The sequence below is a fragment of the Sporocytophaga myxococcoides genome (assembly GCF_000775915.1).
Lineage (GTDB): Bacteria > Bacteroidota > Bacteroidia > Cytophagales > Cytophagaceae > Sporocytophaga > Sporocytophaga myxococcoides_A.
Map to the genome: position 1 here is coordinate 21,108 of NZ_BBLT01000006.1, position 14,262 is coordinate 35,369.

Consider the following 14,262-nt stretch of genomic DNA (forward strand, 5'->3'; position numbering starts at 1 on the left):
GGCATTTTGGACTAATTGGACTAATTGGACTAATTGACAATCACTGTTCTATAACTTCAATTAATATCGGAATGATTTGGATCCTGTACTCTTAGGAAGTTAAATTATCTTTAACTTGCACTTTTATTCCTTTAAATATGAAAACAAAATCGCTATCATTTGTTGTTTCGCCAGAAATTGGAAAAGTTTCTGCCGAGTTGATTACTCCTGATAATCCAATCTGTACAATGACATTTGCGCATGGAGCAGGTGCGGGAATGAATCATGAATTCATGGTGTCGATTTCAAAATCACTTGCCGAAAAAAACTTTGCGGTACTTCGATTCAATTTTCCATTTATGGAAAATCAAAAAAGAAGACCTGATACCCCTGCTGTAGCTCACAAAACGATTGAAGTGGCGATCAAAAAAGCCCATGAATTTTTCCCTTCTCTTCCGGTTTTTGTGTCGGGCAAATCTTTTGGAGGAAGAATGAGTTCACAATATTTGGCAACCCAGCCGGCTGCAGATGTAAAAGGGCTTATTTTTTTTGGATTTCCGCTTCATCCACCTGGAAAACCTTCTGTAGAAAGAGCAGAACATCTAAAGAATATTGTAGTACCAATGCTTTTTTTGCAGGGTACCAAAGATACGTTGGCATCCAATGACCTGATAGAAAAAGTGTGCGCTTCCCTTCATTTAGCAACCCTCATAACAATTGAAGGAGCAAATCATGCATTCAAGGCAGGAAAACAAGATCTCATGCCGATACTTACTGATTCAACTATCCCCTGGGTTAATAAGCAAATAAGACGTAATACAAAATCATGAGTAGGTTTGGTCATCATGAGCATTAAGAAGGACCTGATAGTTACAAAATGACTTGCAATTACAATCAAGAATCTGCCAGATAGCTCAATTTTAAATCCTTTTGGGAAGCTCAAATGTTTCACAAGCTCAACATGACAGGATATTGATTAACTAAGTTGATATGGATATGGTGCAGACGCCGGCCGAGAGGATAGGACATTATGTTTCTACTTCCTTATTAAGCATTATGTTGTGTTAGCCATTTTAAAATTGATCGGGTAGTTTCTTCTGGCTTTTCTTGTTGAATCCAATGACCACAGTCCAGACTAACAATATCCAAATTAGGAACAAAGTTTTTCAGGTTTTCAGACTTTGGAATCGTGTCCCTTTCACCATATATCATAAGAGTCGGCTGATGAATGATTGGGGTTACGTCCGCCATTAAGTGCCAGTTTCTATCAAGGTTTCTGTACCAATTGATACTTCCTGTAAAGCCTGATGTTTCAAAGGCAGAAACAAACACAGACAGCTCGTTGTCTTCCATTAAGGGCTCTCCAAGTGGATTTTCTGCTCTCGCAAGATTTATCATCAGCATTCCTGGCCCTGGTCGAGTGGGAGGTACGTTTTTACGGAAGATGTTACGAAGGAACCGGGATGTATTTTCATTCATTATAGCATCTGCTACTCCTGATTGTCGATTGAAGTGAACAAAATAAAAGTCTCCTCCAAATATTGCTTCCATCAATTCAATCCATGGCTTTTCTCCACGCTCTTGATAAGGCAAAGCCAAGTTTATTATTTTATTTACCCGTTCAGGATGCAATAGTGCCAGACTCCAAACGACATTTGCGCCCCAATCGTGACCAACAAAAGTGGCATCTTTATATCCAAAGTAATCGAGCAGTGCGACCAGGTCACCTGTCAGGTGTTCAATATCGTATTCAGTTACTTCGGTCGGACTGGATGAGTTGCCATAACCTCTCTGGTTTGGAATGATAACATGATAGCCAGCTGAAACAAGAGCAGGTACTTGATGACGCCAGGAAAAAGCATGTTCTGGAAAGCCGTGACATAGTATAATAGGTTTTTCAGCATTTTGTTTACCTGCTTCAAAGACTTCCAGCTGCACACCGTTGACTGAAATAAGAGTAGGTTTGGGAAAATTAATTGAGTTAAACATTGAATTAATTTCGTTTGTCATTTTATTCTTTACAAGATTAATTAATGATGCAAACTTATACCTGCAAAGTGACAGCCTTATGTCAGGAGAGGTGCATTTTTTCAGAATGGCTGTATTAAAACCACTGGTTAATAAACTTGCTCCCATTTGTGGGGGAAAATCAAAAAGCATCAGCCAGAGGAGGGAGCACTATTGGAAAGATTCCGTCCGGAGCAGACCCCAGCCGGGGAGGAGGAATTAATTAAATAACAAACATCAATATTGTCATTCTGGGCTCTGTGAAGAATCTGATGGTTACAAAATGACTTGCAATTTTCAATCAAGAATTTGCCAGATAGCTCATTTTAAAATCTTTTGGAAAGCTCAGATTTTTCGCAAGCTCAAAGATGACAGGGTAATGACTAACTAAGTTGACGGCTAAGGTGCAGACACTGGCTAGGGAGGAATTATCCATAACCTTGAGCAATAACTTATAACCCTTTGATTAACAGTGATATTTTTTTAATGCATCATCCCGATTACAATTAATCTGTTTTTCAGGAGTTTATTTCATTCTTGTTTTGTTTTGTAAGGTGAGGTTTCTTTTCTCATCAAAATAAGGTAACTTTTACAATAAACGATCGGAAATACTAATGCTATCGGACAAATTTCATCCTGCTGTTGCTTCCTGGTTTACCCAAACCTTTACTCGGCCCACTAGTGTGCAGAGTCAGGCCTGGAATGAGATTAAAAAAGGAAAATCAGTTTTAATTGCAGCCCCGACAGGTTCTGGTAAAACGCTGGCTTCTTTCATGTCAGCCATTGATGACCTTGTAAAGCAAGGATGCAATGGAGAACTGGAAGATGCAACACAGGTCGTTTATATTTCTCCTCTCAAGGCCCTTAGTAATGATATAGAACGAAACCTTCAGCTTCCATTAAAGGGAATTTCAGAAGAACTTGTCAAAACGGGTTGTCCTGATGTAAAGATCAGAGTGGGAGTCAGGACCGGAGATACAACCACTGTTGAGCGCTCTTCAATGATCCGGAAGCCTCCTCATATCATTGTAACCACTCCTGAATCTCTTTATTTATTGCTTACAAGTGTAAACGGAAGGAAAATACTATCAACTGTAAAATCAGTAATCGTTGATGAGATACACAGTATTGTAGGCAGCAAAAGAGGAAGTCACTTGTCCTTATCGCTGGAACGTCTTCAGCATCTAACCAGAAACAAATTGATAAGGATAGGTATTTCTGCTACCCAGAAACCAATAGAAAAAGTAGCTGACTTTCTTATGGGGAATGCCCAAAAGAGACCGTGCAAGATCATTAATACAGGTCATAAAAGAGCAATGGATCTTACCATTGTGGTGCCTGGTTCACCTCTTACATCTGTTATGTCTCATGAAGTATGGGGAGAAATTTATAACAGATTAGAGATATTAATTCTTGAACATAAGACTACATTAATTTTTGTCAATACAAGAAGGCTTGCGGAGCGATTGGCGCTGCATTTAACAGAGCGACTTGGCCCTTCTGCCGTAACTGCTCACCATGGTAGTATGTCCAAGGATCAAAGATTTGATGCCGAACAGAGATTAAAATCAGGAAGTTTAAAAGCGCTGGTTGCTACTTCTTCTCTTGAATTAGGGATTGATATTGGATTTGTAGATCTGGTTTGTCAGATAAGTTCACCCAGGTCCATTGCTGCATTCCTTCAAAGAGTGGGGCGTTCAGGTCACTCCGTGGAAGGCAGACCTAAGGGTATGTTGTTTCCTCTTACAAGAGATGAGCTTCTGGAATGTGCTGCTATATTTGATTCGGTCAGAAGAGGGGAACTCGATGCTATCGTGATGCCTGAGAAGCCTGTTGATATCCTGGCCCAGCAAATTGTTGCCGAAGTTGCTTCTGAAGAGCAGGATGAAGATGCTCTTTATGAAATGTGTCGAAATGCCTATCCATTCAGGGAGCTTACAAGAGAAGCGTTTGATGAAATCATCAATATGCTTTCGGACGGTTTTACAACCAGAAGAGGAAAAAGAGGGGCTTATATTTTTCATGATGTAGTTCATAAGAGACTGAGAGCCAGAAAAGGGGCAAGATTAACAGCCATCGTCAACGGTGGGGCAATTCCTGATAATTTTGACTTTGATGTAATCAAAGAACCTGAAAATATTTTCGTAGGAACCTTAAATGAAGATTTCGCTATTGAGAGTTTACCTGGAGATATCTTTCAGCTGGGTAATGCTTCCTACAGAATCACAAGAATAGAAAACAGTAAGGTAAAAGTAGAAGATGCAGCTGGGCAACCTCCTTCATTGCCTTTCTGGCTTGGAGAAGGGCCGGGAAGGACAACGGAGTTATCCGATGCAGTATCAAGAATCCGGGAGACTGTTTCAGACCTTATTGGTGAAGTAGATGAGTTTTCATTAAAGGATGAAGACAATAATTCCTGGAAAACCAAAGGTGTTGATTGGCTAGTAAATGAAGTGGGGCTTTGTGATGCAGGAGCAGACCAGCTGGTGACTTATCTCGCATTATCCAAAGTAGCACTTGGCACGGTACCTACTCAGAAAAGACTGGTATTAGAACGCTTTTTTGATGAAGCAGGAGATATGCATCTCATCGTACATTCTCCTTTTGGAAACAGGGTAAACAGAGGTTGGGGATTGTCTTTGAGAAAAAGATTTTGCAAGAAATTTAACTTTGAGCTTCAGGCTGCGGCAACAGAAGATGCCATCATCCTTTCCCTTGGCTCCACTCACAGTTTTCCTCTTGAGGAGGTTTTCAGTTATCTGAAAGAACAATCGGTTGAAGAAATATTAATTCAGGCCTTACTTGATTCACCGATCTTTGAAATCAGATGGAGGTGGAATGCCAGTGTGGCACTTGCAGTTTTGAGAAGGAGAGGCGGTCAGAAGATGCCTCCGCAGCTGCAGCGTATGCAATCAGAAGATCTTGTGGCGCTGGTATTTCCCGATCAGTTGGCCTGTTTTGAAAATATACAAGGGGAAAGAGAAGTGCCCGATCATCCTTTGGTAAATCAGACTATTCATGATTGTCTTACGGAGGCAATGGACATTGACTTGCTGAAAGATGTATTGAAGAGAATAGAAAAAAGAGAAATAGAGCTTGTTGCCAAAGACCTCCGGGAACCGTCTCCGCTTGCTCAGGAAATTCTCACAGCAAGGCCTTATGCATTTCTGGATGATGCTCCGCTTGAGGAACGAAGAACCAGAGCAGTATTGAGCAGAAGATGGTTGGACGCTTCAGAAGCTGATGATCTTGGCAGATTGGATGCTGCTGCTATTGAACTTGTGAAATCGGAAGCATGGCCAGTAGCGTCCTCTCCTGATGAACTACAAGATGCATTAAGCATGCTTGGATATATTACTGAAGAAGAAATGAAAAGAGGAGATGGAAGATTTCCATGGGAAGAGTATTTTCATGTTCTTACTAAAGAACAACGTGCAGCTGTATTTAAAACTTCTAAGGGGAATAAACTCTATATTTCTATTGATCGGGTTCCGCAATATGAATCGGTTTATAAGGATTTCAGATTAACTCCTTCTTTACCTGTTCCGGAAAGACTTAGAGAAAAAAAGTGGGGGAAAGAAGATGCCTTAAAGGAAATAGTCAGAGGAAGACTTGAAGGTCTTGGACCTCTTATGGAAGAGGAATTGGCAAGTCAAATGGATATTTCACGAAGTGATATAAATTATGTACTGCTCTCATTAGAACAGGAGGGGTTTGTATTCCGTGGTTCCTTTAATCCTGGTTCCAAATCTGTTGAATGGTGCGAAAGGAGACTATTATCTAGAATTCACAGGTATACACTTCAAAAGCTAAGAAAAGAAATTGAAGCTGTTTCTCCTGCAGACTTTATGCGATACCTTACCGAATGGCAAGGGTTGTCAGGGGAACAGGCAGAGGGCCCACTTGCAGTAGAAGCTGTTCTCTCAAAGCTGGAGGGGTTTGAAGCTTCAGCTGCTGCCTGGGAATCAGAGATCCTTCCGTCAAGAGTTGCCAATTACAATCATACATGGCTGGACTATTGCTGTATGAGTGGAAAATTTGTCTGGGGAAGAATAGGTAAAACAGATGCTACTGTTAAAAAACTAAATTCACCGATCAAGACAACTCCTGTCATGCTCGTCTCAAGGAAAAATGCTGAAGTATGGAAATATGATGCGGGTAATAACAATGCTCCTGAGCTTTCAGCAAAAGCCTTGCAGGTTGTGAATTTTCTGAAGGAAAGAGGAGCTTCCTTCTTTGAAGATATTGCAACAGGAACAAGGTTATTCGATTCCCAGACAGAAGAAGCAATTGCAGAGCTTGTTTCTGCAGGAATAGTAAGTTCAGACAGCTTTACAGGACTTCGGGCTTTATTGGTTCCGTCAAAATACAAACTGGAATCCTCTGCAAGAAGATCTGCACCATTTACAATGAGCGACTCGGGAAGATGGAGCCTTATCAGGAATGAATACCATGAAGAGCCTTCGAAGGATAGATTTCTGGCAATGACAGCCAATGTATTGCTAAAGCGCTATGGAGTTGTGTTCAGGAAGCTTGTGGAACAAGAATCAGTGATGCCACCCTGGCGGGATCTTGTAAGAACGTTCAGGAAAATGGAAGCAAGAGGTGAAATCAGAGGAGGACGGTTTGTGGACGGTGTCTGGGGAGAGCAGTTTGCCTTGCCGGAAGCAGTTACAATGCTACGGGACATCCGTAAAAAAGAACTGAAAGGTTCGATGGTTGTCATTTCGGCTGTAGATCCATTAAACCTTACTGGTGTATTGCTTCCAGGAAAAAGAGTTACTGGATATTTCGGAAACAGAATATTATTGAAGGATGGTGTGCCTATAGCAGTGCTTGAAGGCGGAGAGGTCAGATTTTTACAAGAGTTTGAAAAAATGGAAAAATGGGAGCTTCAGAATCTGCTTATCCGCAAGAATATTGCTCCTGAGCTGAGAACCTACCTGGGTGTTTAATTTCTTCTATATGAGTTAATTTTATTGAACTCACCATTGGTGTTCTGATTTAATAAATTTATTTATTATTTTTAGCTTTTGAAGATTAAGAACCAGAGAACTAATGTTGACATACGGTATTACCCCTCCTAAAGCTAAAAATGCTGAAGAACGCATTCTGGAAATTGCAGAGAAGCAGGTAAGCAGAATTAAGGGCCTGGGAGCGGATGCGCTTATCATTTATGATATTCAGGATGAATCTGACAGGATTTCAGATAACAGACCGTATCCATTTTTGCCTACGCTGGATCCTAAAGTGTATGCGGATGTCTACCTTAAAGAATTAACACTTCCTAAAATTCTCTTCAGATCTGTTGGGAATTATTCACCGGAATTGCTGCAGGCTGAACTTAAAGAAGCTTGTAACAATCAAAATTATGTCTTTGTAGGGGCTTCTTCACAAAATCAAAAGGTACAACTGACTCTGGATGATGCCTATCAGCTGTGCCAAAATGCTAATAGGAACATTCGTCTGGGAGGTATTATGATCCCGGAAAGACATCAGAAGAAAAATGATGAACACTTCAGAGTGAAGAATAAAATTAACAATGGATGTGAGTTCTTTATTTCTCAGGCAGTCTATCATAGTGAAGCATCAAAAAACTTTCTATCCGATTATTATTATCTTTTCGAAACAATATCGGAAAAGATGAGACCAATCATTTTTACACTTACATTATGCGGTTCGCCTAAAACACTTGAGTTCCTTAAGTGGCTTGGTGTATCTGTACCTAAGTGGGTTGAAAATGAATTACTGAATTCTAAATATATTCTTGAGAAATCATTTGATGTCAGCTATCAGATATACAAAGAACTACATGAGTTTGCAATGGACAAAAATATTCCTGTAGGCTTTAATATTGAAAGTGTTTCCATTAATAAGGAAGAGATTGAGGCATCTGTTGAGTTGTTTGAAAAGGTGAGAAAAGATTACAGAATCGCACAACCTAAACATAGTATACTAGAAGATACGGCATCGTTTTAAAGATTAGAATTATAAGTTTTAAAACACCTGCCGGAATTTTGGCAGGTGTTTTTTTTTATCTAAACAGTTATTAATGAATTATCAATTTTTCAATATGCAAAAGACAGAAAAAACAACCGCAAGCAGATATGCTAATCAACGTATGCATTATTCGGAAGAAGTAATCTTCCCGATTCTGGATGAAGCATTGTTTTGCATTGTCAGCTATTCATTAAACAATGAACCTTATTCTATTCCCACAGCCTTTGTGAGAGAAGGCTCAAAGCTTTACATTCACGGTTCTGTAGGAAGCCATTTTTTGAGGCAACTGACTCCCGGAACTCCGGTTTGCATAACGGTAATGCTGGCAGACTCATTGATAGTAGCTAAGTCTGCTTTTCATCATTCTGTGAATTACAGATCTGTGATCATTTTTTCCAAAAGTGAGGTCATTGATGACTATAACCTCAAAGCTGAATTTTTCAAAAAACTGACAGAGAAAATGGTCCCGGGTAGCTGGGATTACCTGCGTCCAATGAAAGCAAGTGAGGTGAATAAAACGATGCTTATTGCTTTCGAGATCAAGGAAGCTTCAGCAAAGATAAGAAATGCTCCTCCTAGTGACGATGAAGAAGATGTGAATCTTCCGATATGGTCGGGCCTTATTCCTATTTCCCCTAAAAGAATGACGCCAATTCCTGATGAATCAAGTGTCAATATACCATTGCCGGATCATTTAAAATCATAAGACTTAACGATGCTTGTCAGATAATATCAAATCTACCATTGATTGATTTATTAAATTGTTCAATTAAGACATCTTTTTTTACATTTGCCGGAACCGATAAACATTGATTCAATACGCTGCTTTGGTTGCTTTTTCAAGCAAGCACAAGTGGCAGATCAACAGAAAATTTAAATGAAAAAGAGATAAATCTTTCTTTCCATGTTAACTTATCCCGAATAATTCAGTTATTAACTATTTTAGGCGTTCTATTAACATAAAAATATTTATGAATCCACTTTTACAGCGTTATAATACCCCTTTTGGTACAATACCTTTTGATCTTATTAAAAATGAACACTTCCTGCCTGCCATAAAAGAAGCAATAGCTTTAGGTAAAGAGGATATTAAAAAGATTACATCCTCTAAGGAAGTCCCTGATTTTGAAAACACTATTGTGGCTCTGGAAAGAGGCGGTGAATTAGTAGGTTCGGTTTCTTCTGTTTTCTTTAATCTGAATTCAGCAGAGACGAACGATGAAATTCAAAAACTTGCAAGAGAGATTTCTCCTCTGCTTTCAGAATATTCAAATGATATCCTGCTGGATCAGGAACTGTTTGTGAAGATCAAAACAGTTTATGATCAAATAGATAAGGTGACTCTTTCTCCTGAACAAAATACCTTGCTAGTAAAGACTTATAAGAGCTTTGTCCGCAATGGAGCCAATCTGTCTGAAGATAAAAAGCTGAAACTTCGTGAAATCGATAAACAGTTGTCTCAATTGTCACTCTTATTCGGAGAGCATGTTTTAAAAGAGACCAATGACTTTTTTATGGAAGTTACTGATGAGAAGGACCTTTCAGGATTACCACCATTTGTAGTGGAGGCAGCAGCCATTGCCGCCAAAGAAAAAGGCAAAGAAGGCAGCTGGATCTTCACACTTCAGTTCCCAAGTTATATCCCTTTCATGACCTATGCTGATAACAGGGCTCTGAGGGAAAAAATGTTCTATGCTTTCGGATCCAAAGCTTTCAAAGGTGATGATAATGATAATCAGAAAATTGTTTTGGATATTGTAAGGCTTCGTCATGAAAGAGCTAACCTGCTTGGGTATAAATCTCATGCAGATTTTGTGCTGGAAGAAAGAATGGCCGAATCTCCATCTAAAGTTAGTGCATTTCTGGATAACCTTCTTAAGTATGCTAAACCAATTGGAGAGAAAGAGCTAAAAGAACTTTCAGAATATGCAAGATCTATTGGGGGACCTGAAAAATTGGAAAGATGGGATATCTCTTATTATTCAGAAAAACTGAAAAAAGAAAAGTATTCTATTGATGATGAAATGCTGAAGCCCTACTTCAAACTGGAGAATGTAATTGATGGAGTATTTCAGATTGCAGGAAAATTATATGGTTTGAAATTCAAAGAAATAAATAATGTGCAGGTTTATCACCCGGATGTAAAGGTATACGAAGTGTTGGATGAGCAGGATAAACATGTTGCTGTATTCTATGCTGACTTCTTTCCAAGAGCAGGAAAGAGAAACGGTGCATGGATGACCTCATTCAGAGGTCAGAAGAAAGTGAATGGAGTTGATATCAGGCCACATGTCTCTATAGTTTGTAACTTTACGAAGCCAACAGGTACTCAACCTTCGTTGCTTACATTCAATGAGGTTACTACTTTATTTCATGAATTTGGTCATGCATTGCATGGCATGCTTGCGGATGGAACCTATGAAAGTCTTTCCGGAACCAGTGTTTACTGGGATTTTGTAGAATTGCCATCTCAGGTGTTTGAAAACTGGGTATATGAAAAAGACAGCCTGGATTTATTTGCAAAGCATTATGAAACAGGTGCTGCTATCCCACTTGATCTTGTTAAAAAAATCAAAGAGAGTGCAAACTTCATGGAAGCATACCAGACAGTGAGACAGATTGGCCTTGCTCAGTTGGATATGGGTTGGCATTCAGGTCAAGCGAATGATGTTAAAGATGTAGGTGCTTATGAAAAAGAACTTCAAAAGGCAACTGATCTTTTACCACCGGCGACAGGCGCGAACACAAGTTGTTCCTTTTCTCATATATTCCAGGGAGGATACTCTTCCGGTTATTATAGCTACAAATGGGCTGAGGTGTTGGACGCGGATGCATTTGAATTCTTTCAGGAGAAAGGTATCTTTAATAAAGATACTGCAACCCTCTTTAAGACCCACGTGCTTAGCGCCGGTGGCAGCGAGCATCCAATGGAGTTATACAAAAGATTCAGGGGTAAAGAACCTTCTCCGGAAGCCTTGCTTAGAAGAACGGGAATGCTTAAATAAGTTTAAAGCTAAAAGTTTAAAGTTAAAAGTATTAAGTTTTAAGTAAGATACATTTTCTAATTATATTTCTCTGGGCTCTAACATTGGTTCTCTCAGTATAGTAAAGTTTTCCTCAAGCCCCCGGAGGGGGTGGTATTCTGTCAGCATAGGGTATAGCCCTATGCATGATTGAATTTATCCCTAATTGAGGACCTCCCTTAATGAAAAGGGGAAGGTATAAGTTCTATTTGTTAAGAGTATTCATTATGATATAAACAAATTCATATGAGACATATATTATCGTTAATACTTATCCTGCTTCTGGTATCCTGTTCTTCTGAAAAAGTAAGTAAAGAGCAACAGGAACAAACAATAACTGCTAAAAAATCTACCATTAATAAGCATATAGAAGTATCAAATGATTGTATTTTTGATACAAGTACATTTAAGTTTACATCTGAAGCTATTCATAAGTTCAATCCGAAGATTAAATTTCATTGGAATGAAAATGAAAAACATGCGATTCTTCCTTTGGAGGATGGAGACAGTCTGATATTGCATATTGGAGGATGCAATCATTTTTCTTATTGGGCAAAATACAGAACAGATTATTCCAAATTTAATGACAGTATTTATCTTTTGAATAAAGCAAAATGGATAGCTGAGAATTTCTTTGATAATGGTTTTGATAAAAATTATGTAAGGTTTATAACCGACAAAAAATATTATCAAGAAGATAATGGCAGGCCGTTGATGAAAAGTTATTCTATTCAGACAGATAAGTCTATTCAGGAGAATGAAATTTATGAAGGCTTTTATTTTATGCGGGATGGGGAAAGAACAGAAATCTGGATACATGGATATGTAAATTGATAAGACCAATGAAATTTTAATTTATTCTTTTATGTGTTTTACTATAAAATGATCATGCGCTAATGTTATAGAGCCGCTTTAAATATGCACTTCTAAGAATAAAAATATAGTAGCCGTCAGAGATTTAATTAAGCTTTTTCTTCATCATTATTTATATAATGAAGTATTTTAAAATGGGTTAAAATTATTTTGAATTTTTTAATTTACATATACTTTTCTTAATACTTATTACTCAATTGTATCCACGAATAGAAACAATATCCGGTAAAATATTACTAGGGAAACATCTTAAAATGTCTTTAAAGGAAAATAAGACAGTAGAACTTTGGCGAAGTTTTATGCCATTGAGAAATAGGATAATCAATCCTGTATCATCTGATTTGTTTAGCTTGCAGATATATCAGCATATCAATGATTATATGAATCCGGAGTCTGAGTTTGTGAAGTGGGCTGCTATGGAAGTATCAGATAATATGGAAATACCACAAGGGATGGACTCATATTACTTATCAGGTGGCCTTTACGCAGTGTTTTTGCATAAAGGCGGTCCACAAAACTTTCGTGAAACTTTCCATTTCATATTTAATGAATGGATGCCAGTTTCCGGCTATATTGTGGATCACAGAGAACATTTTGAACTGCTGGGCGAAAAGTATAAAAATAATGAACCGGAATCGGAAGAAGAAATATGGATACCGATCAAGAGGTGGGAGAGTTAAACTGCCTATAACAATCTCATAAATCCCAATTTTAAGAAGTAGAATTAATTAATCAATTACAAGTAAATATGTCTAACGAACGTAAATTAGTTTTATTCATTGCCGCTAGTATGGACGGTTATATTGCAGCACCTAATGATGATTTGAGTTTTCTTTCATTAGTAAATAAGGAAGGTGAAGATTATGGTTACTCATCTTTTATCCAAACTGTTGATACCGCTATTGTGGGCAGGAAAACGTATGACTGGGTCATGGCACATGTACCTGAATTTTCTCACGCTGATAAAGATACTTACGTTATTACAAGATCTCCAAGACCTTCTAATGGCAATGTCACATTTTACAATGGAAATCTTAAAGATCTAATTGTAGAATTAAAATCAAAAAAAGGTAAGAATATCTTCTGTGACGGAGGTTCTGAAATCATTCACGAATTACTTAAGGAAAAGCTCATTGATGAAATGACCGTTTCCATTATCCCAATACTGCTAGGAAGTGGAACCAGACTTTTTAAAGAAGGAGCTCCTGAGCAGAAATTAAAGCTTATTTCATCAAAACAATTTGACACAGGTTTAGCTCAGTTACATTATGTGTTTGAAGGAAAATAATAAGGTGATATAAGCTTATTATCCCCTGAAGTTTGACGGAATTTACCTCCCTGGTACATAATTCTATAAATTAGTTTTGTAGTTAGGTACTTAAAGAAAAAATCAATGGAAAAGATCAGAATGGAAAAAGAAATTAAAGTGTTTTATGTTACTGCAAAATCCTTTCCGGAAGGGATTCAGGAAGCGCATCAAAAGCTTCATTCTTTAATCCCTTTTTCTAATGACCGAAAGTATTTTGGCATTTCAAGACCGGAACAGGGAAGTGGAATAATTTACCGCGCTGCTGCAGAAGAACTGGAGCAGGGAGAAGCAGAAAGGTTCAGGCTGGAAACTCTTGTTTTAAAAAAAGGCGATTATATGAGCATAACTATAAAAGATTATGCAAAAGATATCATGAGTATTGACAGGGCATTTAAAGAGCTTCTTGCACTTCCTGATCTTGATCCGCAAGGATATTGCGTTGAGTGGTACGATCAGGGGAAAGACGTTAAATGCATGATAAGACTTAAGTAAAAATTGCGATTTTTCTTATACCATCCCGTAGTAATTGTTTCTTTATGATGTTTTAAATGAAATTTTTTGTAGATGATAAAATTCTTAATACCTTGAAAATTAAAATTTTAATCTTTATAAATCATTTACAACTTTCACTTAAACAAAGACTCAAATGAAATTAAAAGCATTTTTTACAGCCTTATTATTTTTATCAGTCCTAAGTGTAAATGCTCAGAGAGCTACTCTTATAAAAGGAAACTGGAGGTATCACGATGTAACCGAAAAGGAAAAACTAGATTCTGCCAGTATAAAAATGTTGGAAATGTTATTCAGTGAAATAACTTTTAATATCGAAGAAAACGGTCATTATAAGGCTCAATTTATGGGTAAAGCAGAGGAGGGAGTATGGAAACTTAACAAAGATGAATCTAAAATTACCTTCACTTCCAGTAAAGGACCTGTCAATGAAATGACAATTGTTGATGTTAGCCAGAATAAATTAATTCTGAATTTCGGAAAGCCTAATTCTCTTATCCTGAAAAAGGCAGAACCCGTTAAGGAAAGTAAGTAGAATTATAGTAATGAAGCAGAAGCAGC

The 14,262-nt window shown here is 37.9% G+C and carries 11 protein-coding genes; 10 read left to right on the top strand and 1 reads right to left on the bottom strand.

What is annotated here, in order from left to right; translation table 11 throughout:
• The first annotated feature begins 137 nt into the window (after positions 1-137).
• The gene (locus tag MYP_RS14585; protein ID WP_045464805.1) at positions 138-809 is read left to right on the top strand and encodes an alpha/beta hydrolase family protein; all 672 of its coding nucleotides are present in this window, start codon (positions 138-140) and stop codon (positions 807-809) included.
• A gap of 217 nt (positions 810-1,026) precedes the next feature.
• On the opposite strand, the gene MYP_RS14590 is transcribed toward MYP_RS14585, so the two are convergent.
• The gene (locus MYP_RS14590; protein ID WP_197060103.1) at positions 1,027-1,989 is read right to left on the bottom strand and encodes an alpha/beta fold hydrolase; all 963 of its coding nucleotides are present in this window, start codon (positions 1,987-1,989) and stop codon (positions 1,027-1,029) included.
• 611 nt (positions 1,990-2,600) lie between these two features.
• Here MYP_RS14590 and MYP_RS14595 point away from each other — a divergent pair.
• The 9 genes from MYP_RS14595 (at position 2,601) to MYP_RS14635 (ending at position 14,236) form a co-directional block, all read left to right on the top strand.
• Positions 2,601-6,941, top strand: a complete 4,341-nt coding sequence (locus MYP_RS14595) for a DEAD/DEAH box helicase (protein WP_045464806.1) — start codon at positions 2,601-2,603, stop codon at positions 6,939-6,941.
• A 103-nt stretch (positions 6,942-7,044) separates the two neighbouring features.
• Positions 7,045-7,965 (top strand): methylenetetrahydrofolate reductase, encoded by a 921-nt coding sequence (locus MYP_RS14600; protein WP_045464808.1) that lies wholly within the window; start codon positions 7,045-7,047, stop codon positions 7,963-7,965.
• Positions 7,966-8,059: 94 nt separating this feature from the next.
• Positions 8,060-8,692, top strand: coding sequence for a pyridoxamine 5'-phosphate oxidase family protein (locus MYP_RS14605; RefSeq protein ID WP_045465454.1), 633 nt, complete (start codon positions 8,060-8,062; stop codon positions 8,690-8,692).
• Positions 8,693-8,957: 265 nt separating this feature from the next.
• On the top strand, positions 8,958-10,991 hold the full coding sequence (locus MYP_RS14610; RefSeq protein ID WP_045464810.1) for a M3 family metallopeptidase: 2,034 nt from the start codon (positions 8,958-8,960) through the stop codon (positions 10,989-10,991).
• 264 nt (positions 10,992-11,255) lie between these two features.
• On the top strand, positions 11,256-11,843 hold the full coding sequence (locus tag MYP_RS14615) for a hypothetical protein (RefSeq protein WP_045464812.1): 588 nt from the start codon (positions 11,256-11,258) through the stop codon (positions 11,841-11,843).
• Between the two features lie 236 nt (positions 11,844-12,079).
• Positions 12,080-12,562 (top strand): GyrI-like domain-containing protein, encoded by a 483-nt coding sequence (locus MYP_RS14620; RefSeq protein WP_081990533.1) that lies wholly within the window; start codon positions 12,080-12,082, stop codon positions 12,560-12,562.
• A 68-nt stretch (positions 12,563-12,630) separates the two neighbouring features.
• On the top strand, positions 12,631-13,170 hold the full coding sequence (locus tag MYP_RS14625) for a dihydrofolate reductase family protein (RefSeq protein ID WP_045464816.1): 540 nt from the start codon (positions 12,631-12,633) through the stop codon (positions 13,168-13,170).
• Between the two features lie 105 nt (positions 13,171-13,275).
• The gene (locus MYP_RS14630; RefSeq protein ID WP_045464818.1) at positions 13,276-13,683 is read left to right on the top strand and encodes a hypothetical protein; all 408 of its coding nucleotides are present in this window, start codon (positions 13,276-13,278) and stop codon (positions 13,681-13,683) included.
• Between the two features lie 154 nt (positions 13,684-13,837).
• The gene (locus tag MYP_RS14635) at positions 13,838-14,236 is read left to right on the top strand and encodes a lipocalin family protein (protein ID WP_045464820.1); all 399 of its coding nucleotides are present in this window, start codon (positions 13,838-13,840) and stop codon (positions 14,234-14,236) included.
• The last annotated feature ends 26 nt before the right edge of the window (positions 14,237-14,262 follow it).

Excerpts from the sequence above, each read along its gene's own strand:
- MYP_RS14595 (WP_045464806.1), top strand. The coding sequence starts at position 2,601 with ATGCTATCGGACAAATTTCATCCTGCTGTTGCTTCCTGGTTTACCCAA.
- MYP_RS14615 (WP_045464812.1), top strand. The coding sequence starts at position 11,256 with ATGAGACATATATTATCGTTAATACTTATCCTGCTTCTGGTATCCTGT.
- MYP_RS14605 (WP_045465454.1), top strand. The coding sequence starts at position 8,060 with ATGCAAAAGACAGAAAAAACAACCGCAAGCAGATATGCTAATCAACGT.
- MYP_RS14585 (WP_045464805.1), top strand. The coding sequence starts at position 138 with ATGAAAACAAAATCGCTATCATTTGTTGTTTCGCCAGAAATTGGAAAA.
- MYP_RS14590 (WP_197060103.1), bottom strand. The coding sequence starts at position 1,989 with ATGACAAACGAAATTAATTCAATGTTTAACTCAATTAATTTTCCCAAA.
- MYP_RS14635 (WP_045464820.1), top strand. The coding sequence starts at position 13,838 with ATGAAATTAAAAGCATTTTTTACAGCCTTATTATTTTTATCAGTCCTA.
- MYP_RS14610 (WP_045464810.1), top strand. The coding sequence starts at position 8,958 with ATGAATCCACTTTTACAGCGTTATAATACCCCTTTTGGTACAATACCT.
- MYP_RS14600 (WP_045464808.1), top strand. The coding sequence starts at position 7,045 with ATGTTGACATACGGTATTACCCCTCCTAAAGCTAAAAATGCTGAAGAA.
- MYP_RS14630 (WP_045464818.1), top strand. The coding sequence starts at position 13,276 with ATGGAAAAGATCAGAATGGAAAAAGAAATTAAAGTGTTTTATGTTACT.
- MYP_RS14625 (WP_045464816.1), top strand. The coding sequence starts at position 12,631 with ATGTCTAACGAACGTAAATTAGTTTTATTCATTGCCGCTAGTATGGAC.